General features: G+C 64.4%; 22 protein-coding genes. 5 read left to right on the forward strand and 17 right to left on the reverse strand.

Annotated elements, in window-relative coordinates:
- Window positions 1-21 precede the first annotated feature (21 nt).
- The 6 genes from J2X56_RS09965 to J2X56_RS09990 form a co-directional block, all read right to left on the reverse strand.
- A complete protein-coding gene (locus J2X56_RS09965) occupies window positions 22-645 on the reverse strand; it encodes an OmpA family protein (RefSeq protein WP_409025215.1) in 624 nt (207 codons plus the stop codon).
- Window positions 638-1,129 carry a FecR domain-containing protein gene (locus J2X56_RS09970; RefSeq protein WP_134136738.1) on the reverse strand — a complete coding sequence of 164 codons (492 nt, stop codon included), beginning with the start codon at window positions 1,127-1,129 and terminating at the stop codon, window positions 638-640. The genes J2X56_RS09965 and J2X56_RS09970 overlap by 8 nt, the downstream gene beginning before the upstream one ends.
- 152 nt (window positions 1,130-1,281) lie before the next feature.
- Complete coding sequence (locus tag J2X56_RS09975) at window positions 1,282-1,956, reverse strand: SOS response-associated peptidase (RefSeq protein WP_134136737.1); 675 nt, start codon at window positions 1,954-1,956, stop codon at window positions 1,282-1,284.
- Between the two features lie 91 nt (window positions 1,957-2,047).
- Window positions 2,048-2,206, reverse strand: coding sequence for a hypothetical protein (locus J2X56_RS09980; protein WP_166675081.1), 159 nt, complete (start codon window positions 2,204-2,206; stop codon window positions 2,048-2,050).
- 232 nt (window positions 2,207-2,438) lie between these two features.
- A complete protein-coding gene (locus J2X56_RS09985; RefSeq protein WP_255475323.1) occupies window positions 2,439-2,561 on the reverse strand; it encodes a hypothetical protein in 123 nt (40 codons plus the stop codon).
- A gap of 174 nt (window positions 2,562-2,735) precedes the next feature.
- Window positions 2,736-4,115 carry an iron-containing redox enzyme family protein gene (locus tag J2X56_RS09990; RefSeq protein WP_310159922.1) on the reverse strand — a complete coding sequence of 460 codons (1,380 nt, stop codon included), beginning with the start codon at window positions 4,113-4,115 and terminating at the stop codon, window positions 2,736-2,738.
- A gap of 172 nt (window positions 4,116-4,287) precedes the next feature.
- Here J2X56_RS09990 and J2X56_RS09995 point away from each other — a divergent pair, with 172 nt between their 5' ends.
- Entirely contained in the window at window positions 4,288-4,536 is a 249-nt protein-coding gene (locus J2X56_RS09995) for a DUF3297 family protein (RefSeq protein ID WP_034334548.1), read from the forward strand.
- Window positions 4,537-4,748: 212 nt separating this feature from the next.
- Here the strand turns inward: J2X56_RS09995 and J2X56_RS10000 are convergent, their stop codons facing one another.
- The 3 genes from J2X56_RS10000 to J2X56_RS10010 all read right to left on the reverse strand — a co-directional run bounded on the left by J2X56_RS10000 (window position 4,749) and on the right by J2X56_RS10010 (window position 9,732).
- A complete protein-coding gene (locus J2X56_RS10000) occupies window positions 4,749-6,623 on the reverse strand; it encodes a methyl-accepting chemotaxis protein (protein WP_310159926.1) in 1,875 nt (624 codons plus the stop codon).
- A gap of 529 nt (window positions 6,624-7,152) precedes the next feature.
- Window positions 7,153-8,694: a methyl-accepting chemotaxis protein gene (locus J2X56_RS10005; RefSeq protein WP_034334550.1), complete on the reverse strand. Its 1,542-nt coding sequence runs from the start codon at window positions 8,692-8,694 to the stop codon at window positions 7,153-7,155.
- A gap of 243 nt (window positions 8,695-8,937) precedes the next feature.
- Entirely contained in the window at window positions 8,938-9,732 is a 795-nt protein-coding gene (locus tag J2X56_RS10010; RefSeq protein WP_121043247.1) for an ABC transporter substrate-binding protein, read from the reverse strand.
- Window positions 9,733-10,541: 809 nt separating this feature from the next.
- On the opposite strand from J2X56_RS10010, the gene J2X56_RS10015 reads away from it, so the two are divergent.
- The 3 genes from J2X56_RS10015 to J2X56_RS10025 all read left to right on the forward strand — a co-directional run bounded on the left by J2X56_RS10015 (window position 10,542) and on the right by J2X56_RS10025 (window position 13,575).
- The gene (locus J2X56_RS10015) at window positions 10,542-10,850 is read left to right on the forward strand and encodes a hypothetical protein (protein ID WP_034334554.1); all 309 of its coding nucleotides are present in this window, start codon (window positions 10,542-10,544) and stop codon (window positions 10,848-10,850) included.
- A gap of 138 nt (window positions 10,851-10,988) precedes the next feature.
- Window positions 10,989-11,894, forward strand: a complete 906-nt coding sequence (gene rarD, locus J2X56_RS10020) for an EamA family transporter RarD (protein WP_121043250.1) — start codon at window positions 10,989-10,991, stop codon at window positions 11,892-11,894.
- A gap of 121 nt (window positions 11,895-12,015) precedes the next feature.
- Complete coding sequence (locus J2X56_RS10025) at window positions 12,016-13,575, forward strand: GGDEF domain-containing protein (protein ID WP_227022750.1); 1,560 nt, start codon at window positions 12,016-12,018, stop codon at window positions 13,573-13,575.
- 127 nt (window positions 13,576-13,702) lie between these two features.
- On the opposite strand, the gene J2X56_RS10030 is transcribed toward J2X56_RS10025, so the two are convergent.
- The gene (locus J2X56_RS10030; protein WP_039784418.1) at window positions 13,703-14,704 is read right to left on the reverse strand and encodes a class 1 fructose-bisphosphatase; all 1,002 of its coding nucleotides are present in this window, start codon (window positions 14,702-14,704) and stop codon (window positions 13,703-13,705) included.
- Window positions 14,705-14,779: 75 nt separating this feature from the next.
- Window positions 14,780-17,476, reverse strand: a complete 2,697-nt coding sequence (gene pepN, locus J2X56_RS10035) for an aminopeptidase N (protein WP_209567438.1) — start codon at window positions 17,474-17,476, stop codon at window positions 14,780-14,782.
- Window positions 17,477-17,901: 425 nt separating this feature from the next.
- Between pepN and J2X56_RS10040 the strand changes: the two genes are divergently transcribed.
- Window positions 17,902-18,555 carry a DUF4136 domain-containing protein gene (locus J2X56_RS10040; RefSeq protein ID WP_121043256.1) on the forward strand — a complete coding sequence of 218 codons (654 nt, stop codon included), beginning with the start codon at window positions 17,902-17,904 and terminating at the stop codon, window positions 18,553-18,555.
- 6 nt (window positions 18,556-18,561) lie between these two features.
- Here J2X56_RS10040 and J2X56_RS10045 read toward each other — a convergent pair whose 3' ends face one another.
- The 6 genes from J2X56_RS10045 to J2X56_RS10070 form a co-directional block, all read right to left on the reverse strand.
- Entirely contained in the window at window positions 18,562-19,497 is a 936-nt protein-coding gene (locus J2X56_RS10045; protein WP_209567440.1) for a DMT family transporter, read from the reverse strand.
- 121 nt (window positions 19,498-19,618) lie between these two features.
- On the reverse strand, window positions 19,619-20,779 hold the full coding sequence (locus tag J2X56_RS10050; protein ID WP_310159934.1) for an ABC transporter substrate-binding protein: 1,161 nt from the start codon (window positions 20,777-20,779) through the stop codon (window positions 19,619-19,621).
- Between the two features lie 179 nt (window positions 20,780-20,958).
- Window positions 20,959-21,129, reverse strand: coding sequence for a hypothetical protein (locus J2X56_RS10055; protein ID WP_166675083.1), 171 nt, complete (start codon window positions 21,127-21,129; stop codon window positions 20,959-20,961).
- 44 nt (window positions 21,130-21,173) lie between these two features.
- Complete coding sequence (locus tag J2X56_RS10060; RefSeq protein ID WP_134136729.1) at window positions 21,174-22,148, reverse strand: quinone oxidoreductase; 975 nt, start codon at window positions 22,146-22,148, stop codon at window positions 21,174-21,176.
- 69 nt (window positions 22,149-22,217) lie between these two features.
- On the reverse strand, window positions 22,218-23,138 hold the full coding sequence (locus J2X56_RS10065) for a DMT family transporter (protein WP_310159940.1): 921 nt from the start codon (window positions 23,136-23,138) through the stop codon (window positions 22,218-22,220).
- Window positions 23,139-23,196: 58 nt separating this feature from the next.
- Window positions 23,197-24,846 carry a DUF853 domain-containing protein gene (locus J2X56_RS10070; protein WP_310159942.1) on the reverse strand — a complete coding sequence of 550 codons (1,650 nt, stop codon included), beginning with the start codon at window positions 24,844-24,846 and terminating at the stop codon, window positions 23,197-23,199.
- Between the last annotated feature and the right edge of the window lie 21 nt (window positions 24,847-24,867).

Raw genomic sequence — 24,867 nt, forward strand, 5'->3', positions numbered from 1 at the left:
ATCGGCAGCGTGCCGCCCGGCTCACCTGATCTTGATTTCGACGAAACGATTGCGCGGCTCCGCCACGCCGCGTTTCTGCGGCACGCGCGGATCACGCGCCCCCTTGCCGATGACCTCGATGCTCAGGGCCTTGACCTCCGCCCGTTGCAATTCACGCTCGATCAGGCGCGCGCGCCGCAGCGACAAGGCGTCGTTGGTGGCATCGCTGCCGATGCTGTCGGCATGGCCGGTGAGGATGAATTCCCCGGCGGGGAATTCCTTGATTTCAGCGATGGCCTTCTTGAGCAATTCCTGCGAGGCCGGCGTCAGACGGTCAGTCCCCAGCTCGAACAGCAGATCGTAGCTGCGCGGACGCGCCGGCAGGCTGCGCATGACCTCGGCATATCGCCGGTCCACCTCGGCAGCGGACAGGGTCTGGGTCGGCGCGGGCTTGCCGCCGCGCGTCTCGACCGCTGCATAGGGCGAAGTCAGTGCCATCTCGCCACTGGCCGTCCTGACCACGATGCTGCTGGCCGAACCATCGGCCTGCGGCAGCAACACGAAACGTTCCGCCGGCCCGGCACATGCAGCCAGCAGCGTCACCACGGCCAGCAAGGCGCAGCGCATCAGCGGCCGGTACAGTGAATGGAGCGATGGCTTATTCACCGGCCACCTCCACGATGAAGTCGGTACCACGGATGCCGATGGTGGCCGTCGGGGTCGACAACCGCTGGCTCTCCGGCGAGCGCTTGCCGATCAGCCCCGAGACGTAGCGCAGCGTGCCCTTGGTCAGCCGCACGGCAACGCTGCCCTCGTCGGTCTTGTCGTTGTAAGCAAATTGTTCGAGCAGGAACTGGCTGTTGGAGCCGAGCGAAATGAGCGTATCGTCGCGCAAGGTAAACCCGACCGCACTGGCGGCACCGGTCAGTACCCGGTCACCCGCATAAAGCCGTTCGCCGGTGGCCAGCGGGCGGGTCTTGCCGCTGCGCTCGGCGCGTACGTCGCCTTGCAGGACCTTGACGATGCCGGCCTGGCTGGCCGTGGCTTCCTGCGCAGCTGCACTGCCCTGGCCCAGCAGCGAAGCGCTGGCCAGCAGCAGGCCAGCCCACCCGGATGCACTCCACATCGGCCCCGCCCTCTTGATCCGCATGCCGCGTTCCCCTGATGTTGTGATGATGACGTGAGTCCTGCGTGTGCCGCACCGGAGGCGCGGCCATGATGCCACCGCGCAATTTCACAGAAAATCATGGGGAAGGTCAACAATTCTTTACATCTGGCGTGCGAAATGGCAGCGGCTGGCCCTTAAAAGAGCAACGAACCCTGCCCTGAGCTGCTCCGCGCTTCGCTCTTGGGCGCAGGCCAGGCCTTCATGGCGCTGGCGGGATAGTTGACCAGCATCCTGCGCGCGTTTTCTGTATCACCGACGTTGAGCCAGTCCGCATAGTCGGCGGGCGGGATGATGACGAGGTTGCGTTTTTCCTCGCCCGGCTTGTGAAAACGATTCATCAGGGGATGCGCATCGGCATTGATGGTGATCTGGGTAAACGAAAATGCATACCCTCCTTCAGGCTCCTCCCAGGCGCGCCACAGGCCGGCCACGCAGAACGGCTGGTCGTCGGCCATGCCGATGGCCCAGCGCTGCGGGCGTCCGGCTTCGTAATTGGGCTCATAAAACCAGTGCATGGGCAACAGGCAGGTTTGCATGGCCCGCCAAGGGCCGGCGTAGCTGCGCTTCTCGCCGATGGTCTCGGCGCGAGCATTCATGGTGGAGATCTGCAATCCGCCCTGCAGCTTGCGCCGGGGCATCATGCCGTAGGTGCCGACGATGAGTTCCGGCTCGCCCTCCAGCCCGGCCCGTACCACGGGGGCGGCGTAGTCCTGCCAGGTCTCCTCGGGCCAGTCTGGCGTAGCGGAGGTGTCGGCGCCGGTCAGCGCGGTGATGATGGATTTGGGAGTGGGCTTGTAGTTGACGCACATGGCAGGACGGATCCAGGTCGCAGCAAGGAGCCGCGATTGTGCCACAGCGCGGCAGCCGTGACGCAAGCGCCGGCTGCCGCCTCCGCCCGTTTCAGCTGAAGAGGCGTCCGATCAGGCGGGCACTGATGTGCAGCAGCATGGGAAGCGGCGATTCGTAGTCAGTGGTGCCGTGGAACAGACTCTCGGCACGCACGGCGGTGGCGGCCAGGCTCAGGAACAGGGCGGTGCAGGTGGTGGTGAGAATGCGCATGATGGTCTCCAGTGAAAGCAGGTTGCGTGGACCGGTTGGCCTCGGAGCTGTGGCTGGCCTTGGCGTTTCGGCATGGAGACAGCTTGCGCCGGGACCGTTGCACTCCGATGTCAGCAAAGCCATTCCATATTGCAATTGAAATCTTGCGCGCAATAAAAAACCGACCGGCAAGGTCGGTTCTTCGGTGCCATACCCGCTGCGCGCAGCGGACTGGAGTAATCCTCCTGCTACCTCAGGCAGCTTGCTTGCCTTCGAGGATGGATTCTTCCAGGGCGATCAGGGATTCGATGGCGGCGATCAGCATGCCGATGCGGTGACGGCGATAGATCAGGCGTTTTCTTGCGCGAATGTTCATGGTTTCTCCAGCAGCCGGCGGAGTGCCGGCGGGTTGACGGGTCGGGCCGCCGCCTCCGCGCCTGCAACTTCACATCGGCTGCGAGCGTGCATCCTGCGGGGCGGCCAGCGGCCAAGGCCCGACATTATAGCCGACTGCCGCTGCGCTCCCGTCACCGGCTGCGTGGCGCGGCGCTTACGCCACACATGCACGCCGGTAACGCTCGCTGTAGCGCCGCGTCGCCTCCAAACCGGGCACGAAATGATGCCGCCCCGGTGCCAGCTCGGCCACCAGCGCATCGAGATCGACCTCGCCCAAGGCCACGGCCGGCACGGCAGGGGCCTCGGCAGCGGCGTTCTCACGGCCGCGCGCCAGTGCGCGGAAGCTCGGCTGACGGCGGCCATCGTTCCAACCGTCCTCGATCCACTCACGGATGACCTGCTTTTCGTAGCCCTCGAAGACCCCGAACATCTGCCCGCCGGCGGCATCGATCAGCCGCCAGAAGCGGCTCTCCTCGGCTGGCTTGCCTCGCGTGATCCACTTGGCCTTTTCCATCTCGGCCAGGAAGCTGGCCATGCCGTCAGGCTGTTCCAGCCACTGGTTGACCGTCTTGCCGCCGATGCGGCAATAGTCCGAGTGCATCATGCGGCCGAAGGGCGCTTTCTCGGCCAGCACCCTGACCACCTCATCCTGCAGGACAAAGGAGCCGATCACGCCCAGCGTGCTCGCGCCCAGCTCATTGAGCAGATAACCGCGCCGCACGCCCTGCATGAAGGCTTGCGGATCCGCAGCCTGGGCGGCCGCCTGCGCGACCGCCTCGGCGGCCTTGCGGGCGTGCCCGCTGGCGGCATTGTCGATGGTGACGTGCAGGGTGAAGTAATACGGGTCGATGCCCAGTTCATTGAGTTCGTAGGCGGTGATGAGCAAGTGCAGCGGCAACTGCTCATAGCCGAGGTTGAAGCCGAACACCTCGGCCTCGAATTCCGCCCCGTGATGGGCCAGCCCCAGCTGGATGGCTCCTTGCACATAATGTTCTTCGGACAACGCCGGTCCGTGCTCGCAGCCGTTGGCGGCCAGCAGGCTGCGATAGAGGGTGACGTGATTCATGGCGGCATCGCCATCGCCCAGCTCTTCCAGATAGGTGAGGATCAGCGGACGGAACAGCGGATCACGCCAGCGCCGGATGGCGCTGTAGAGCCAGGCGCCATCGACCATCTTGGTCGGGCCCACGCAGCGCAGGAAATTGAGCGCATGGGCGCGGCCACTGAAGTAGCGGCGCGGCGCGCCTTGCTGGCGTTCCTTGAGATAGCTTTCATAGGCAACGCCGACTTCAGCGGCGCGCGCTTCCATCCAGCTGGCCAATGCGGCGGGCTCCTGCGGCAGGTCGCAGGGCAGTTCTTGCGCTTCCTGCATCTGTTGCACAAGGTAGTCGCGGCCCATGGCCAGGGCGGCCTCGTCGGGCGTTGCGACGAACAGCTGCGCATACACGTGCGCGGCCTGCAGGCTGCCGGGCTGGTGGCGGTAGGCTTGGGCGGCCGAGCGGGCGGCCTGCATTTCCTCGACGGTAGATCGCATACATCCTCGCGCAAAGTCAGATGCATGGAGCATGCGCGCCGGCACAGGCCAGCGCTATCAGCGGGCGGCCAGCCTTGGTGTCGGAAAATGCCCGGCGGGCGGTAGGAGGATGCAGCAGGGCGGCGTCGGAGGCCCATTGTCTTGGCGGTTCTTATGTCCGATAATCGCGCCCATGAACGATACCGCACAACGCCCAGCCCTCCCCGACCGCCTCAGCGTCGATCCCCGCAGCCCGCACTACGTTGCCGCCATCTTCGAGCATGACATCGGCATCAAGCTCAACGACAAGGAATTCAACAACGTCAGCGAGTATTGCATCAGCGAAGGCTGGATCAAGATTCCCGCCGGCCGTGCACTCGACCGCAAGGGCAATCCCATGCTGACCAAGCTCAAGGGGCGGGTTGAACCGTTCTATCGCTGAGCCGCGCGCCACAGTCAGCGCCATCACATTTCTTTCCCGCATGCAAAAAAGGTCCGCAGCAAGATGCTGCGGACCTTTTCTTTTTACTTGGCAGATCGAAAAACACGCCGTCGGGATTCATCGACGGCATCGCTCAATCTGCCTTGATTGATCGATCGGGCAGATGATCCGTCCAGCCGATATCAGACCGGTACTGCCATCAGCCAAACCGATCATGCCGTCAGTGCCGCCCTTCCGACACGGAACACGGCCACCGCCTGCACCAGCTCGCGGGCCTGGCCCGAGAGGCTGATGGCCGCAGCGGCGCTTTCTTCCACCAGCGCTGCATTCTGCTGGGTGGTGCTGTCCATCTGGGTCACGGCCTGGCCGACCTGGGCGATGCCGGTGTTCTGCTCGGCCGTGGCGGCGTTGATGCCGACCATGATGTCGCTGACACGGCGAATCGAGGTCACGATCTCTTCCATCGTCTTGCCGGCCTGATCGGCCAGCTGCGTACCCTGCCCGACCTGGTCGACGCTGGCGGTGATCAGTTCCTTGATCTCGCGCGCCGCCGTGGCCGAACGCTGGGCCAGGCTGCGCACTTCGGTGGCCACCACCGCAAAGCCGCGTCCCTGCTCGCCGGCACGGGCAGCTTCCACCGCCGCGTTGAGCGCCAGGATGTTGGTCTGGAAAGCAATGCCATCGATCACGCCGATGATGTCGCTGATGCGGTCCGAGCCGGCGTGGATAGCCTGCATGGTCTGCACCACCTGCTGCACCACCGCGCCGCCCTGGCTGGCCACCTCGGCGGCATCACGCGCCAGCTGGCCGGCCTGGCGGGCACCGTCGGCATTCTGCTGCACGGTCGATCCCAGTTCTTCCATGGAAGCGGCAGTCTGCTGCAGGGCGCTGGCTTGCTCCTCAGTCCGCTTGCTCAGGTCCGCATTGCCCTGGGCAATCTGGGCGCTGGCCGTGGCCACGCTCTCCGAATTGCTGCGCACGCTGCCGACTACCATGCTCAGTTGCGCCGTCATGGCCTGCATCGCCATGAGCAGACGCGCCACTTCATCACTGCCCTTGACCTCGACATGCTGGGTCAGGTCTCCGGCCGATACCGCCTCGGTCAGGCGCACTGCTTCCGACAGCGAACTGGTGGTGGCACGGGTGATGGCGACCATCAGCCACAGCGCAGCCATGGCCAGCACCGCCAGCGAAGCACACAGCACGATCAGTTCATTGCGCAGGCGCGGAATCTTGGCTTGCAGCTCGTCACGCATCATGTCGAAGGACGTCGTCACCAGTACGAATTGCGTATCGATGATGCGCGTCATGGTGGACACCCATTGCGGGGCCGGCATGGTCAGCTGATCGGCGCGCACGATGGCGCTGTCGGCCATTTTGAAGGCTTCGTCGGCAGCGGTGACGGCTGCTGCACGGGCGCTTTCCACCTCGGCCGGCAGCGGGTGGCGGCCCGCAGCCAACGTCAGCGAACGGCGCGCGCTTTCATAGCTGCGGCGGGCACGGTCGGACAGGTTTTCCAGGCGGGCACGTTCTTCCGCATCGGCCTGGCCGCGTCCCAGCATCACGGCACCGCGCGCACGGGCCTGGCCCAGTGCTTCGGTCAGTTGCGGCAGTTCGGACATGACCGCGCGCTGCACGTAGAACAGCGCAGCCTCCGCTTCCAGCGCCAGGCCGGAACTGTTGGCCACGTCGTCCAGCAGATCGAGCTCGCGCTTGATCAGTTGCGCATGTTGCACATTGCTCTGCGCGCCATTGATGGACTTGCTGGCGATGCTTTGCGTGAGTGCGCGCCAGTCCGCATTGAGGCCATCGAGCGCATCGGTGAGGGCCTTGTCTTCCAGCGGCTGGAGGCCGCTGCGCACACGGTCGAAGGTGGCATCGACTTCCTTCTGGCGTTCTGCGCGGCTGGCGGCTGCGCGATCACCATCGGCCAGATACAGGGCCGACAGGCCGCGATGCTGTTGCATCTGCTTGAGCAGCAGCAGCAGTTCCCGTCCGGGAGCCAGGGCCAGCGATTCACGCTGGGCAGTGGCCAGGTCGTCGAGGTTGGTGCGGACCAGGATGGTGGTCGGCACGATGAATAGCATAAAAGCGAGTGCGCCGATGAGGACGAACTTGCGTGAGTAATTGAGATGATTGATCCAGGAGCGCATGATGTTGTTGGTGTTGGAGTGTAGGAAGGGCCATCGTTGGCCGCTTGCGCTGTTGCGCGAGACGCTCCGTTGCGCCATCAAGCCGCGTCATTGCGGCTTTTTGCAGTCGGGCAATTCTACGGATGCCACCCTGTTTTCCCTATGGATTTCAACAGTGGCGTCCGGTTTTGTTGTGCAATTCCGACCGTCTCGCCTCACATCGCTGTTCCCGATGCAAACACGAGTGCTGACTAGACTATGGCCGTGCTGACAGAGTTCCGTACGGAAAGAAAAATTGGCATGCAAACCTGCATGTGTCACCGGAACTCACCGCGTCTCATTGAAACTCACGCGATTTTCCCGTGCGCGCGACAAAAGAAAATCCGCCGCTTCTGCGCGCTGCGATGTGCAGCGCCGGAGACGGCGGATGTGAGAATGAAGGAATGGAAATCGAGAACGCCGCAGCCCGGGCAAGCCGTGGGACTTAGCGCAGGCCCTGGGCAGCGTCCTGCAGCCGGAACACGGACACCAGTTGTGCCAGTTGCGCGGCCTGGTCCTGCATCGAAGCGGCAGCGGCGGCCGCCTCTTCCACCAGCGCCGCATTCTGCTGCGTCACCTGGTCCATCTGCGTGATGGCGCGATTGACCTCTTCGATCCCCGCACTCTGTTCGCGGCTGGCGGCGCTGATCTCGGCCACCACGTCGGTCACGTGGCGCACGCTGGTGACAATCTCCTGCATGGTGCGGCCTGCCTGCTCCACCAGCTGCGAGCCGTTGTCCACCTTGCTGACCGAATCCTCGATCAGTCCCTTGATCTCCCGCGCTGCCTGCGCACTGCGCTGCGCCAGCGAGCGCACTTCCGAGGCCACCACCGCAAAGCCGCGTCCCTGCTCGCCGGCGCGCGCCGCTTCCACGGCAGCGTTGAGGGCCAGGATGTTGGTCTGGAAGGCGATGCCGTCGATCACGCCGATGATGTCGGCGATCTTGGTGGAAGCGCTGTTGATGTCGGCCATGGTACCGACCACCTGTTCGATCACCTTGCCGCCATTGGTCGCCACGCCCGAGGCGGTGATCGCCAATTGATTGGCCTGGCTGGCGTTGTCGGCATTCTGGCGCACGATGGACGTCAGCTCTTCCATCGAAGACGCGGTCTCTTCGAGCGCACTGGCCTGCTGCTCGGTGCGCGAGGACAGATCAAGATTGCCCGCAGCGATTTCGCCGGAGGCGGTGGCGATGGTGTCCGTGCCCTGGCGCACGCCCTGCACGATGCCAGAGAGGCTGCGGCGCATGGTCTCGATGGAATGCAGCAGGCTGTGGCGGTCATTGGCCTTGAGCGCGACGGCCGTGGACAGGTCGCCTTGCGCGATCTGCTCCACGATCTGCACGGCACGCGCCGGCTCGCCACCCAGCTGGCGCAGGATGGAGCGCAGGATGAAGGCGGCCATGGTGGCGATCGCGCCCATCAGCACGCCGCCCAGCAGCAGCAGCACCAGGGCATTGCGATAGAAGGCCTGATTGATGTCGTCGATGTAGGCGCCGAAACCGATGGTCCAGTCCCACGGGGCGAAGCGCGTCACGGCATAGAGCTTCTGCACCTTCTCGGTGGTATTGGGCCGCGTGCCTTCGGCGATCAGCAGGCCGATCTCCTTGCCCTGCAGGGCGGCACGATAGCGGTCGCCATCCTCCTTGGCGGTCTTGTCCTGAATGCCCACGCGCTTGGGATTGGGATGCACGTAGTTGAAGTCGTCCGTATAGCCGCGCACGAAGTAGTAATTCTGCTCCTTGACGAAGCTGCCGATGACCAGCTTGGCCTGGGCCTGCGCCTGTTCGCGCGTGAGCTTGCCGGACTGCTCCAGCGCCTGCGCCTTCTCGGCCGCGGCCTTGGCCAGCGTGACCAGCAGCGAGAGCTGGGCTTCGCGCTCTTCCATCATGGTGCGCCTGAGCGTGGTCAGCGACACCATGGCAATGATCAGGATGCCCACCAGCGTGGTGGCGCACAGCCAGATGATCTTGGTTCGCAGCTTCAAATTGTCCTCTCCGTCTTTTGAATGAAGGCCGGCGCGCGCGCCTGCCTTCTCGGATGGGCATGGTCTTCGCGTGCGGCACGATGTGATGTGTGTAATGCGGCAGCGCGTCCGGGCGACGCACTGCTCCCCAGTCTGTCACTCTATCCCGCGCATGACATGCGGCTGGTGAGGAACAGCGAGGGTTTTACGCTTCTTTCCCGCTGTTGCAGGGGCAAGCGCCGGCTCGTGAGAATGGGCCGGATTTCATTTGGCACGGCCGCTTTGGTCGGGGTTGGCGGTGTCGATGCGCAGATCGGTTTCAAAACTCTGCAGCACCGCCCGCAGCTCACCACTCTTCTGCATCGCTTCCAGCTGCGCGTTGATACGGGGCAGCAGCTTCACGCAGGGACTGGCGCGGCTCATGGCGAGGTAGTTGTCACTCTCGCTGACGAAGGGGCGCAGCGGCATGAAGCGATCGGCCAGGCCGTTCTGGTTCAGGTAGATCACGCCGTTGTAGTAACCGGTGATGAGGTAGTCGATACGGCCCGAATCGAGCTTGGAGAAATTCATGTAAAACTTTTGCGCGGTCTCGATGATGAGATTGTCACGCAGGAATTCATCGAAGCCGCCCCCGAACTGATTGCCCAGCGTGATGGCACCGCGCTTGCCGATCAGATCCTTCCAGCCGGCGTAGGCGAAGCGCTTGTCGCGCGCCACGAAGACCGCAATCGGATTGGAAAACAGCGGCACCGAGGCAAAAGCGAGGTAGGACTGGCGTTCCGGCGTGTTCTTGAGCGAGGACACCATCGCCACTTGCCCGCTCTCGGCCTCCTTGAGCACGCGGTGGAAAGGACCGACGTAGCGTACCTCATAAGGGATATTGAGCGCACTCAGGGCACGCGTTGCGATCTCGATGCTGGCACCGGTGAGGCGCTTGCCGTCGTACCAGTGCAGGGGCGCGTAATCGGAATCGGCCGAGATGACGACCTTGCTGCATTCGGCAGCGCGGACCGTCAGCGGTGCGCTGAGCGCAGTCACTGCTGCCAGCACGGCCAGCATCGCAGTGCTTGTTGCCTTGTTCATGATGTCCCCCTTGTTCTGCTTCATCAGCCCCCTTGGACAGGCGGCATGAGCAACCCCATGCGACTGAGAATAACCCGGTTGTGCCACCTGCCAAAACGCAATTCGCGCCGCTTGGGAGAGATACGCATTTTTGCCACAGCGAGTTGCACTTCCCTGTCGCAGATCAAGCGGGCGTGGGGCCGAATGAGGCGGGATGGGCGCACATTGGTCCGACCCTCTGTCCGTCTGAACGCATTTGCCCACATTCTCACACAAGCTCGCAAAGGACATTTACAAAGGACATTTACTTAGCGTTTTGCCACTGCGCCAGAATGAGGCAGTGATACGTTTTGTAACGAAACCAGGGCGATGTGTCAGCTTGCAGACTGACACGTCCGGCGCCTGTCACCGCGAAGATGACTCGCACTTTGATCATTTGCACAGGCTGGATCGATACGGCCTGTGCATGGATGAGCTGGATTGCACTCAATTCTGCATCAATCGAAAATCCTGGATTTGCGCTCGGACGCCGATCAAGCCGACTGTCAGACGCGCGCGAAATGTCCGACAAGAACATGCTGGGCTTTCCGACTGTCGCGGCGCTCCGGTCTTCCTATGATGAACCCAAGTTTTCAGGCAATGCAGGCCACCCGACACATTTTTTCAAGTCTTATCGTGCCGTGCCTGCTTTTGGGAAACGAAGGCCAACCTGTGGATGCATGCATGATCGTATCCGCCACTGCAACTGAAGTCCCGATTGCATTCAGCGCCATCGAATGCACAACCAAGGATAAAGGAGAACAGCCATGACCAAGACCTTCCTCACCGCCGCCGTACTGGCCGCTGCCACTTTCGCCACCGGTGCCTATGCCCAGTCCTATGATCAGGGCGGCAGCTCGATGCAGGGCGCGCAGCAGCAGCAATACGATTCGTCCTCGCAGTCGCAGTACTACAACTACCAGGGCCAGCAGACCGCCTCGCCGGCGGCCATGCAGGAAAGCGGCCAGAATGGCCAGTACGTGGACCGCAAGAGCTATGAAGTCCCGAACGGCCAGCCCAACAACTATGCGCGTGAACAGAAGGATGGCCCGCTGGGCACTTCCCCGGGCGCATAATTTCCTCCCTCGCGTCGACCTCAAAGCCCCGGCTCCGGCCGGGGCTTTTTGCATGCGCGCGACCCGCAGCCCCGGCTTGCCGTAGAATCGCGCTTTTGCCGGTGCCTCTTCCTCGCGCCGGACGCACCTGGTCCTGCGATGAATCCTCAACTTGTCGGCCGCGGCATCGGCTTGTCCGTGCTGGCCTCTTCCCTGTTCGCCTTTCTGTCCGGATACACCCGCCTGCTGGCCCCGCTGGATGGCACGGACATCTTTGCCTGGCGCATCCTCATCACCCTGCTCTGCGTGCTCGGCCTGCTGGCCTGGCGCGGCGAACTGCCCCGGCTGCGCGCGGCCATGGCCGAACTGCTGGCCAGCCCCGCGCGCATCGCACTGCTGGTGCTGATGGCGGCCCTGCTGGCCCTGCAGCAATGGCTGTTCCTGTGGGGCTCGGTCAATGGCCGGGCGCTGGAAGTCTCGCTGGGCTACTTCATGCTGCCGCTGTCGATGGTGCTCGTAGGCCGCTTCCACTATGGCGAGAAGATGGACCTGCTGCAGCGCCTGGCGGTGCTGTGCGCCTGCGTCGGCGTGGCGCATGAACTGTGGATGACGCGCGCCTTCTCGTGGCCAACGCTGGCAGTGGCGCTGGGCTATCCCCCCTACTTCATGTTGCGCCGGCGCATCCGCCTCGACTCCATGCTCATCTTCGCGGTGGAACTGATGGTGCTGGCGCTGCCCTCGCTGCTGGCCCTGGGGCTCAGCCCGGCCACCGGCCCTACGCTGCGCACACCCGCCATGTGGCTGTTGCTGCCGGGCCTGGGCATTCTCAGCATGATCGCCCTGACCAGCTACCTGCGCGCCGGCAAGCTGCTGCCGATGGGCCTGTTCGGCATCCTCGGCTATGTGGAACCGGTGCTGCTGGTGCTGGTGGCCATGGCGGTGCTGGGCGAAAGCCTGCAGCTGGCGCAGCTGGGCACCTATGTGCCGATCTGGCTGTCGGTGCTGCTGACCGCACTGCACAGCGTCAAGCTGATGCGCCGGCCGGCGGCGCAGCCCACGAATTGAGGACTTTTTCACGGACTGATCGCGGCCAGTACGGCTGAGCCATCTCCTTATACTGGTTCAAACGGTCCACCCTGGGGAGGGAACAGACCGGCCGGGAGGGGAGACACGGACGATGCGGCCAATGCTGGCAAAGGCAGGGCGGGTAGCGCGCCATTCCGTGGCGCGGCGGGCACGGCTTTTCGTCGCGCTGATCTGCGTGGCCATCGCGGCTGGCCACGTCTGGCAAAGCTTGGCCGCGCGCACGGTGCAGCTGGACAACACCCGCATCTATTCCGGCAACATCGCGCGCGCCCTGGCGCGCCATGCCTATGACGTGTTCCAGGCCACCCACGGCGCGCTGATCAACATCAGCGACCGTATCGACGATGCCGGCACCACCCATGCGCAGCTGCACGCCATGAGCCCGGTCCTGCGCCGCCTGGCCAGCGAAATGCCGCAGCTCGACGGGCTCTACATCTTCGACGAGCACGGCAATCGCGTGGCCAGTTCTTCGCCGCCGCGCCCCAGCGATGCCAACAACAGCGACCGCGCGTATTTCATCTATCACCGCGATCACGACGATCCCCAACCGCACATCCATCCGACCCTGCTCAGCCGCAGTACCGACCAGTGGATCATTCCGATGTCGCGCCGCCTGAATCATCCGGATGGCCGCTTCGCCGGGCTGCTGCTGGCGACCTTGCGGCTGGATCACTTCAACGCCCTGTACCAGACCGTGGAGATCGGCCGCGACAGTTCCATCCTGCTGCTCCTGCGGCCCGGCAAGGTCCTGACGCGGCAGCCTTTCGATCCCGCCTACATCAATCACGACCTGAGCCTGGACCCGGTCATCGGCGAAGCGCTGGCCAGTCCAACCAGCGGCCATGTACTGTTGCATTCGCCGCTGGACGACATCGACCGCTACGTGTCGTACCAGCCGGTGCAGGGCTTCCCGCTGATCGTCACCGTGACCACGTCGAGGGATGAAGCGCTGGCGCCGTGGCAGCAGCAGACCATCGTGTATGGTGCGGCGGTGCTGCTGTTGCTGATCATCATCGGGCTGTTCGGGTGGCGGCTGATCGGGCAGATCGAGCTGCGCCTGGTGGCCGAGGATCGCGCGCTGCAGGTGATGGGCGAGCTGCACCAGGCCAACCAGCGGCTGGAGCAGCTGGCGCATCAGGATGGCCTGACCGGCCTGGCCAACCGTCGCCATCTCGATACCGTACTGGCGGCGGAATTCCGGCGTGCCGCACGCAGCAAGTCGGCTCTCTCGCTGATCATGATCGATGTGGATTTCTTCAAGCAGTACAACGACCTCTACGGCCATCAGGCGGGCGACGAATGTCTGCGCCGCATTGCCGCCGTCCTGCGCGAGCGCCAGCGCCGGCCGGGCGATCTGGCCGCGCGCTATGGCGGCGAGGAAATGCTCATGCTGCTGCCCGATACCGATGCCGACGGTGCGGTGCAGGTGGCGGAAAAGATCCGCGCCGGCATCCAGGCGCTGGACCTGCCCCATCGCGGCAATCCGCGCGGCGTGGTCACGGCCAGCGCGGGCGTGTGTGCCATGGAATTGCTGCCAGCGGGCGAGCGCACCGTGGAAGACTTGCTGGGGCGCGCCGATGCGGCCCTCTATGAAGCCAAGCATGGCGGGCGCAATCAGGTGCGGCTGGCGGAGGCGGGAGCGCCGTCGGCACAGAGCTGACACGCGCGCAGCAGAATCAAGCACAGAAAAACCTGCGGTAAACCGCACAGAAAAGCGGGCATAAAAAATGCCGCCCGGTGAAAACCGGGCGGCATTTTCTGCAGCAGGCGAGTGATTCGCCGGACGCTTATTCCTTGTGATAGGAGGTCACGCGCTCCACTTCATTCTTCGAGCCCAGGAACACGGCCACGCGCTGGTGCAGCTTTTCCGGCTGGATGTCGAGGATGCGCTGCTGGCCATCGGTGGCGGCGCCACCGGCCTGCTCGACGATGAAGGCCATCGGGTTGGCTTCGTACATCAGGCGCAGCTTGCCCGGCTTGCCCGGCTCACGCGCATCGGCCGGGTACATGAAGATGCCGCCGCGGTTCAGGATGCGATGCACGTCGGCCACCATGGAGGCGATCCAGCGCATGTTGAAATCCTTGCCGCGCGGACCGGTGGAGCCGGCCAGCATTTCATCGACGTAGCGGGTGACCGGCGGGAACCAGTGACGCTGATTGGAGGCGTTGATGGCGAATTCCTTGGTGTCTTCGGGAATCTTGATGTCCTTCTGGGTCAGCACCCAGGCGCCCATTTCGCGGTCCAGCGTGAAGCAGTGCACGCCGTCGCCGGTGGTCAGCACCAGCACGGTCTGCGGGCCATAGACGGCATAGCCGGCGGCGACCTGCTTGGTGCCGGGCTGCATGAAGTCCTGCTCGCTGGGTTCGGTCATGCCTTCCGGGGCCTTCAGCACCGAGAAGATGGTGCCGATGGAGACGTTGACGTCGATGTTGGAGGAGCCATCCAGCGGATCGAACATCAGCAGGTATTCGCCCTTGGGATAGCGGTTGGGGATGCGGTGGATGGTCTCCATTTCTTCGGAGGCCATGGCCGCCAGGTGGCCGCCCCATTCATTGGCTTCCAGCAGGATCTCGTTGGAGATCACGTCCAGCTTCTTCTGCACTTCGCCCTGCACGTTCTCGCTGCCGGCGCTGCCCAGCACTTCGCCCAGCGCACCCTTGCCGACCGCATGCGAGATCGACTTGCAGGCACGGCCGACGACTTCGATCAGCAGGCGCAGTTCGGACGGGATCTTGTTGTGCAGACGCTGCTGCTCGATCAGGTGTTGCGTGAGGCTGATACGTTTCATGGTGGTCTTCCTTGCAGTGGTTTTTATTTAATGAATCGGATGAATGAGTGAGGGGTCAATTATCTGTCTGACAGATCAATCGGCCAGGGCCTTGGTGATGACTTCGGCCACGTCGCGCGAGAGTTTGGGGGTGGCCGCAACCTGTTGCAGGGCCAGGCGCATCTTTTCCTGCAGCGCCGGGGTGTACTTGCGCCAGCGGTCCAGGCTGCGCGCCAGGCGGGCGGCCACTTGCGGATTGCTGCCGTTCAGGGCGATCACCTGTTCGGCCCAGAAGGCATAGCCGTTGCCGTCCAGCGCATGGAAGGCCGAGGGGTTGCCGTTGCAGAAGCTGAAGATCAGGCTGCGTGCGCGATTCGGATTCTTGAGCGTGAAAGCCGGATGCTCGGTCAGGGTGCGCACGGTGTTCACGTCGGCATTGCGGGCCGTGGCCTGCAGGGTGAACCACTTGTCGATGACCAGGGCTTCCTGTTCGAACTCGGCGTAGAAGCGCTGCAGGGCTTCGCTCTTGCCGGGGGCGGCGCTGTTGAGGACCGCCGAGAGTGCGGCCAGGCGGTCGGTCATGTTGTTGGCGTCCTGGTCCTGCTGCTGGGCCAGAGCCATGGCTTCTTCATCATCCAGCTCGGCCAGGTAGGACAGGGCCACGTTCTTCAAGGCACGGTGACCGGCCGAAGCGGCGTCGGGGCTGTAGGCACCCGGGGTCTGGTGGGCGCGATACACGGCCAGCAGATCATCGCGCAGTTCGCGCGCCAGCGAGCGGCGCAGGAACTGGCGCGCCACGTGGATGGCGTGCGGATCGATGACTTCCATCTGTTCGGCGATCATGGTTTCCGACGGCAGGGTCAGCACCAGTTCGCGGAAGGCAGGATCCAGCGACTCGTCCTTGAGGGTGGCGCGCAGCGCTTCGGCCAGGGCACCATCGTGCTCGATGTTGTTGAGCACGGTGTCGACCGCCACCACATGGCCGGACTGGCGCGCGGCCTGCACGGCCACCGTCAGGTTCAGCAGACGGCGCGTGGCCAGGCGCTGGCCGGCTTCCCAGCGGTTGAAGGCATCGCTGTCGTGGGCCATCAGGAAGGCCAGTTCGGCATCGCTGTAGTCGTATTGCAGGACCACCGGCGCGGAGAAACCGCGCAGCAGCGACGGCACCGGCTTTTCATCGACGTTGATGAAGGTGAAGCTCTGCTTGGCCTTGGTCAGTTCCAGCACGCGGGTGGTGGCACCGGCCTTCTTCTCGCCTTGCAGGGTCAGCGCCAGGTCACGGCCCTGCGCATCCAGCAGGCCCACGGCTACCGGAATGTGGAAGGGCTGTTTCTTCTTCTGGCCGGGCGTGGCCGGGCAGCTCTGTTCCAGCGTCAGGGTCAGGGTCTTGCGCTTGGCGTCGTAGTCCGCGCTGGCTTGCACCAGCGGCGTGCCGGCCTGGCTGTACCAGCGTTCGAATTGCGACAGGTCGCGGCCATTGGCGTCGGCCATGGCGGCGCGGAAATCGTCGCAGGTCACGGCCTGGCCATCGTGGCGCTTGAAGTACAGGTCCATGCCCTTGCGGAAGCCGTCACGGCCCAGCAGGGTCTGGTACATGCGCACCACTTCAGCGCCCTTTTCGTAGACGGTGACGGTGTAGAAATTGTTGATCTCGACAAACGAATCGGGACGCACCGGGTGGGCCATCGGACCGGCATCCTCCGGGAACTGCGCCTGGCGCAGCACGCGCACGTCATCGATGCGCTTGACGGCACGGCCGCTGTCGCTGCCGATCATGTCGGCCGAGAATTCCTGGTCGCGGAAGACGGTCAGGCCTTCCTTCAGCGACAGCTGGAACCAGTCGCGGCAGGTGACGCGGTTGCCGGTCCAGTTGTGGAAATATTCGTGGCCGACCACCGCTTCGATGTTGGCGAAGTCGACATCGGTGGCGATGCGCGGATTGGCCAGCACGTACTTGGTGTTGAAGATGTTCAGGCCCTTGTTTTCCATGGCGCCCATGTTGAAGTCGCCCACCGCCACGATCATGAAGCGGTCCAGGTCGAGGTCCAGGCCGAAGCGTTCCACGTCCCAGGTGATGCTGTTCTTCAAGGACTCCATGGCGTGCTGGGTCTTGTCGAGGTTGCCCTCTTCCACCCACACCTGCAGCAGCGCATCGCGGCCCGAGTGCAGGCGCACGGTTTCTTCCTGGCAGACCAGCTGGCCGGCCACCAGGGCAAACAGGTAAGAAGGCTTCTTGAACGGATCTTCCCACTTCGCATAGTGGCGGCCATCGGGCAGCTCACCCTCTTCGATCAGGTTGCCGTTGGACAGCAGCACCGGATAGCGCGCCTTGTCGGCGCGCAGCATGACGGTGAATTTGGCCATCACATCCGGACGATCCGGGAAATAGGTGATCTTGCGGAAGCCTTCGGCCTCGCACTGGGTGAAGAAATTGCCATTGGACACGTACAGGCCCATGAGCGAGGTGTTGCGGTCCGGATGGACCAGGGTCTCGATCTCCAGCGTCACCTTGGCCGGGGCGGCAGGGATGGTCAGCACGCCACCGGCGATGCGGAAATCGCCCTTGGCCTGCGAGAGCGTCTTGCCGTTCAGGCGCAGAGCCACCAGTTCCAGCTCTTCGCCGAAGAGGATCAGGTCGCGGCCCTTGGCGTCCGGGTTGCGGGTCAGGGTGATGCGGGTGGCCACACGGGTGTCAGCGGGATCGAGGTCGAAACCCATCTCGACGGTGTCCGCCAGGTAATTGGGAGCGGCGTAGTCTTTACGGTAGATCGTCTGGGGCGTATCGGTGCGCATGGAGGCCTGTCCGGGAAGGGAAATGGAGGTCAGAAAGTGAGGGCTAAGGTGAAGGCTAAGACAGTACAAAGCCAATTCAGGTGCAGCAAAAACCCGATTTTACCAATCATCCCGCACTGCGCGAATGGAATCGGCCGGTTTTGCCGCGCTCGTCTCCATCAGGGACTGTTGGCGGGAAGCATGGTTCATATCGGCCTACGGCCGGCACAATGGCGGAACCGGCCCTTGCCCCAGATTGGGGCGAAGCAGGCAGGCGCAGCGGGGTTTTCCGGCTGTCGCTTTCCACGCGGGATCAAAATGGCCGCTTGCTGGGTCTGACGAGGCAAGGTTTTTTGCCTTTTGCTTCATATCGCCCCGCAAGCGCCCTTCCCACGGCATCCCAGCCTTCTGCCCGGTGCCCGGCTTTTTTCTGATGGAGTTCGTTCATGAAACGCTGGCTTTATCCCCTTCTTGCAGCGGCCAGCCTGCTGCTGTCCGGTTGCGCCTCGGTGATCGAGAGCAACGTCACCTCTTTCCACGCCTGGTCGCCCGACTACAACCAGCGCGCCTATACCTTTGCGCCCGCCAAGGAACAGGAGAATGACCTGCAATACCAGAACTACGCCGGGCTGATCCGCCAGGAGCTGCAATTCCTCGGCTTCACCGAGGCGCGCGATCTGAAGTCGGCGCAATTGCAGGTCAGCTTCGGCTACGGGATGAATACCGAGCAGGTGGTAGTGAGCCGGCCGGCCTATGATCCCTTCTTCTACGGACCGGGGCCGGGCTGGGGACGCTTTGGTCCGCGCCCGTTCGGCTTCTACGGCCCTTACGGACCGTTCTATGATCCCTTCTGGTATGGTGGTCCGATGCAGACCACCAGCTATCCGGTCTTCCTGCGCCGGCTGCAGATCGGCATCAGCCAGGCCAGCGACGGCAAGAAGCTGTTCGACGTCGTGGTCGACAGCGAAGGCCAGCGTGCCGGACTGACGGCCGCCATGCCGGCCATGGTGCGCGCGGCCTTCGAGGATTTCCCCGGTCCCAGCGGCGTGACGCGCCACATCCGCATCAAGGTGGACAAGAACGGCCAGCCGGAGAACTGATCCCGCTCACCCGTGCGGCGGCCGCCCGAGCCGCTTGCCCAGGCCCCAGATGCTCAGCAACAACAGCGCGCCGCCCAGCCACTGGGTAGCGCTCAGGGTCTGGCCCAGCAATACGGCGGCCAGCAGGACCGCCGTGAGCGGTTCGATCAGGGTCGCCACGGTCAGCGCCGTGGGCGTCAGGCGTGCGGCGCCCCAGCTGAACACCAGCAGCGCCAGCGCCGCCGTGACCACCCCCAGGTACAGATACCAGGCTTGCGGCGGCAAGCCGCTGGGCCAGTGCAGCGGCCGCGCCAGGCTGGCCATTCCCATCACCAGCGCCGCCACCACGGTCAGGCAGGTTGCGGAGGGGCCGGCCCCCAGCGCCGTCGAAAGCCGTCCGCTGACCAGCGTGAATCCGGTATAGAGCAAGGCCGAGGCGACCGAACAGGCCAGTCCGATGAGCAGGTCCGTCTGGCCTGATGCGGCACTGCCATTGGCCTCATGCCGCGCCACGATCAGCACGGTGCCGCCCAGTGCGGCGGCGAGCACCGCTGCCAGCGTCCAGTCCAGCTTTTCCTGCCCGCGCAACAGAGCGATGACGGTGGAAAACACCGGTGGCAGACACAGGGCGATCAGCGTGGGAATGGCCGCGCCGATGCGCTCGATCCCGAGGAACCAGAACAGCACGTAGCCGGCCATGGTGGTCCCGGCCAGCACCACGGACAGCAGCAGTGCGCGCAGGGTCGGCAGGTGGATGCGTGCGCCGAATACCAGACACAGGAACACCGCACCGACCGCAAAGCGCCAGAAGGAGATGTCGCCCGGCGCGAAGCCGTATTGCGCGATCAGGATGTTGACCACCAGGGCTCCGGTGCCCCACAGGAAACCGGCGCTGCAGGCGGCCATCAGGGCCACGCCGGAGTAGGCGGGCGCAGCCAGCGAAGAGGAACGGGAACCAGACACGGCGGATCCTTGATGAGCGTGGCAAGGGAGGCGATGGCGTACGGCCGGTCGCCGGGCGCCGCGTCACAGTGTAGCCGATCAGGACAGGACCGCGCCGGGCGGCTGCTCCGCTGCCCTGCCCTCAATTGATGAAGCGTCCACCCATGCCGATGGCGGTGAGGTCGACGAAATCCGATCCGCTGTGATCGGCAGGACCGAACTGCAGGCTGAAGCCGCCGCCATCGTAGTTGGCCGGGGTGATGCTCTCCAGCGCCCGGATCAGGCCGGCACGCGTGAGTTGCGGGCCGGCGCGGCGCAAGCCCTCGACCAGGACGCGGGCGGCGATGTAGCCTTCCAGCCCGATGAAATTGCAGCGTGCGCCGGGACTGCTTTCCATGGCCTTCTGGTATTCGTAGACGATGGGCAGCCTGGCCTTGTTGGGAAATGGCACCACCTGGGTGATCTCGGTACCGACCCCGGTCTGCTTGAGGCGTGCGGCCAGCGACAGGCTGCCGACGAAGGAATAATGGGAAAAGCCGCCGAGGTAGCCCGCCGCCCGCATGCGCGTGATGAGCGCCGCGGCCGGCTCGTAGGACACGGCCTGGATCACCACATCGGGGCGCATCTTCATGAACTGTTCTGCGGCCGGCCCCACGGCATCGCTGTTGCGCTCGATGGGCATGCTGCCGACCAGGGTCAGTCCGTATTGCGCTGCGCGCTGGCGCAGGTTGTCCAGCAGGCCCTTGCCGAGCTCATCGTTCTGGTAGAACACCGCCACGCGCTTGCGCCCGGTGCCCTGCAGCTGGCGCAGCAGGAAACCGGTTTCCTGCTCGTAGCTGGCGCGCACGTGGAAGATCAGGCGATTGAAGGGGTCGCGCAGGGCGGCGGCCCCGGTGTGCGGGGCGATCAGCGGAATGCCGGCCTCGCGGATGGCCGGCAGCGCCGCCAGCACCGTGGGCGTGCCGGAAAAACCGAACAGCGCGAATACCTTGTCGCGCCAGATCAGTTGCTGGGTATTGGCCAGGGTGCGTTCGGGCTGGTAGCCGTCATCCAGGCTCAGCAGCCGCACGCGCCGCCCATGCACGCCGCCACGGGCATTGACCTGGGCGAAATAGCTGCGTGCCCCTTCCTGGAAGTCGCGCCCGACCTCGGCGGCCGGGCCGGTAAAGGGGGCCGACTGGCCCAGCACGATTTCCTGCGGGCTCACCCCGTTCTCGGCCGCCTGCGCAGCGTGCAGGCCGCACGCCACGCCCAAGGCCAGACGGCCGCACCAGACAACGACCGCGTGCCAGTTCCTTCCCATCTCCCTCTCCCGCCAAAAATGTTCTCCCTGGAGGCGTTCAGGTGAAGGAATTCACCCGAACGCCGAAGGCAGCATTTGACGATCAAGACGGAGAAAAATGCGTGATCCACGCATAGTCTTGGGTAAACCCCGATAACTTGCGAGATCCGTACCGAAGAATTTCGATATCCAGTGAAAAATCAGGAGAAGTAGGCTTCGCTGGCGAAGGTGATGACCACGATCATGAGCACCGCACAGATCAGCACTGCCAACAGCCGCCCGAACTTGGGCGAGCCGTCGGCGCCGGCCGCCTGCTCGGGGGGATGGCCCATGGGATTGTCGAGGCCGGGGTCGCGCGGGGGCTGGTCCATAGGCATTCCTCTTGTATCAGGGTCATCAGGCGATTACGCGGCCATCAAGGGATCAGGATGGTCGAACCGGTGGTCTTGCGGCCTTCCAGGTCGGCGTGGGCCTGGCCGACATCCTTCAAGGCATAGCGCTGGTTGATCTCGATGCTGATCTTGCCGCTCTCGACCATGTCGAACAGGTCGCCGGCGGTGGCATCGAGTTCGGGGCGGGTGGCGATGTAGTTGCCCAGCGAGGGGCGGGTCAGGAACAGCGAACCGCGCGAGGCCAGTTCGGACACGCCGAACGGCGGCACCGGACCGGAGGCATTGCCGAAGCTGACCATCATGCCGCGCGGGCGCAGGCAATCCAGCGAGCCGGTGAAGGTGTCCTTGCCGATGGCGTCATAGACCACCGGCACGCCTTTGCCACCGGTGATTTCCTTGACGCGTTCGACGAAGTTTTCGGTGGTGTAGTTGATGACGTGGGCCGCGCCATGCTGCTTGGCCAGGGCCGCCTTCTCGTCGCTGCTGACGGTGCCGATCAGGTTCACGCCCAGGGCGCGCGCCCACTGGCAGGCGATCAGGCCGATGCCGCCGGCGGCCGCATGGAACAGGATGGTCTCGCCCGGCTGCACGGCATAAGTCTGGCGCAGCAGGTATTGCACGGTCATGCCCTGCAGCATCATGGCCGCTGCGGTATCGAAACTGATGGCATCCGGCAGCTTGACCAGGATATCGGCCGGCATCACGCGCGCTTCGGCATAAGCGCCATTGGGACGGCCGGCATAGGCCACGCGGTCACCGACCTGGAAACCGGCCACGCCCGCACCAACGGCTTCGATGGTGCCGGCCGCTTCCTGGCCCAGGCCGGCTGGCAGCGGCTGCGGATAGAGACCGGAACGGAAATAGCAATCGATGAAGTTCAGGCCGACGGCAGCGTGGCGGATGCGGACTTCACCGGGACCCGGTTCGCCCACTTCCACGTCCACGTATTCCATGACTTCGGGGCCGCCGGTCTTGCTCATGCGGATTGCTTTTGCCATCTGGGTCTCCTTGTAGTGAGTGGATTTCTAGCCTGAACATTCATATATCGAGAGGCAGTATAGAACGCCTCAGCGCTTCTTGCGCGACAGCAGCCACATGCCCGTCAGCACCAGGGCGGTGCCGGCCAGCTGGATGCCGGTAATCGGTTCATCCAGCAGCACGGCGCCCATGAAGAGCGTCGAGACCGGCCCCACCAGCCCCGCCTGGGCGGCCGTGGGAGCGCCGATGCGGGCCACCGCCACCATGGTCAGGAACACCGGCAGCACCGTGCAGAACACCGCATTGAAAAGTGACAGCTGGTACACGGGGGCCACCTGCGTGACCAGGTCGGCGGGCGCGCGCAAGATGAAGAACTGGATCAGGCAGGCCACGCTGGAGACGCACATGGCATAGGCCACCAGCCGCACCGCGCCGACCCGGCGCACCAGTTCGCCGGAAGAGATCAGGTAGATCGAATAGCTCAGGGCCGATCCCAGCACCAGAGCACTGCCGAGGATGACGTTGCTGCCGCCGGACTGCAGGTCATGCTGGAGCACCAGCACGGTACCGAAGTAGGACACCAGCAAGGCCGCCCATTCGATCCAGCCGACCTTGCGCTTGAAGAAGAAAAACGCGATCAGCATCACGAAGGAAGGCGTGAGGAACAGGATCAGGCGTTCCAGCCCGGCCGAGATGTATTGCAGCCCGAGGAAATCGAGGAAGCTCGACAGGTAATAGCCCATCAATCCCAGCACCACGATGCGCAGCACATCGGCGCGCGCCAGGGGCGGCTGGGTGCGCGCTTTCCAGAGCGCCACGGCGGCAAACATGGGGAAAGAAAACAGCATGCGCAGCGTGATCACCATGACCGCATCGACCTGGTAGCGGTACATCAGCTTGGCCACGATGGCCTTGGCGGAAAAGAAGATGGCACCAATGATGGCGAGCAGCAGCCCGCCCAGGAAGGCCTGGCGCGGGGTGGAATGAACGGGGGTGTGGGCGGCAGTCATGGCCGCGATTGTAAACCCTGGGCTGCGCACGCGCCGCGCGGGCGCGCGCAGCACCACATCAGCGTTTCTTCATCAGCGAACCGAGCACGCCGCGAATAAGCTCGCGCCCGACCTGCGAACCGATGCTGCGCGCGGCCGACTTGACCATGGCCTGCAGGGGAGAATCGCTGCGGCGATTGCCGCTGCCGCTGCCGAAGATGCCACCGGCGGCATCCTTGAGCAGGTCGCCCAGGCCGCCGCCCTGATCCTGCTGTGACTGTGACTGTGGCTGTGGAGCGGGTTGCGGCTGCGGCATGCGCGCACCCCCAATGGGACGCGAGGTGCTGGCAGGGGCCGGTGCGCTACGGCCTGCCGATGCGCCCCAGGCATTGTCATCAGCCGGAGCGGGGGCTGGTTGCGGCGCCGGAGCAGGCGCTGCCTGCGGCTGCTGCACCGCGCGTCCCTTCAGGCGTTCATAGGCCGACTCACGGTCGATGGCCTGTTCGTAGACACCGGCCACCAGCGAAGACGCGATCAGGGCGCGCCGTTCCTCCACGCTGATCGGGCCGATCTGCGACGCCGGGGTCAGCACGTAGCCGCGCTCGACCATGTTGGGCCGCCCCTTCTCATCGAGGAAGGACACCAGCGCCTCGCCCACGCCCAGTTCGGTGATGGCCTGGGCGGTATTGACCATGGGATTGGGACGGAAGGTTTCGGCGGCGGCCTGCACGGCCTTCTGGTCACGCGGGGTGTAGGCACGCAGGGCGTGCTGTACGCGATTGCCGAGCTGGCCCAGCACGGTGTCGGGGATGTCCAGCGGATTTTGCGTGACGAAGTAGATGCCCACGCCCTTGGAGCGGATCAGGCGCACCACCTGCTCGATCTTCTGCAGGAGCGGCTTGGGGGCCTCATCGAAGAGCAGGTGCGCTTCGTCGAAGAAGAAGGCCATCTTGGGCTTGTCCAGGTCGCCCACTTCGGGCAGGTGCTCAAACAGTTCCGACAGCATCCACAGCAGGAAGGTGGAATACAGGCGCGGCGCATTCATGAGCTTGTCGGCGGCGAGGATGTTGATGATGCCGCGGCCCTGGGCATCGGTCTGCATCCAGTCCTCGATGTTGAGCATGGGCTCGCCGAAGAAACGGTCGCCGCCCTGCTCGTCGATGGCGATCAGCCCGCGCTGGATGGCGCCCACGCTGGCGGCCGAAATGTTGCCGTATTCGGTCTTGAACTGGGCCGCGTTCTCGCCCACGTGCTGCAGCATGGCGCGCAGGTCCTTGGTATCGAGCAGCAGCAGGCCGTGGTCATCGGCAATCTTGAACACCAGCTGCAGCACGCCCTGCTGGGTATCGTTCAGGTTGAGCATGCGGGCCAGCATCAGCGGGCCCATGTCGGAGACGGTGGCGCGCACCGGATGGCCCAGTTCGCCGTAGACGTCCCAGAACGCCACCGGTGCCGCGGCCCAGGCCGGTTCGGGCAGGCCCAGCTGGGTCAGGCGCGCGCTGGTCTTGGGGGAGGCGCTGCCGGCCTTGCCCAGGCCGGAGAGATCGCCTTTTACGTCGGCCATGAAGACCGGCACGCCGATGTCGGAGAGGGCCTGGGCCAGCACCTGCAGGGTGACCGTCTTGCCGGTGCCGGTGGCACCGGTGATGCAGCCGTGACGGTTGGCCAGTTGCGGCAGCAGGCACAGTTGCCCGCCGGAATGGGTAGCGATGGGAAGCGGATTAATCATCTCGACTGGGCCTTCAAGGCA

The sequence above is a fragment of the Herbaspirillum sp. 1173 genome (assembly GCF_031455335.1).
GTDB lineage: Bacteria > Pseudomonadota > Gammaproteobacteria > Burkholderiales > Burkholderiaceae_D > Herbaspirillum > Herbaspirillum huttiense.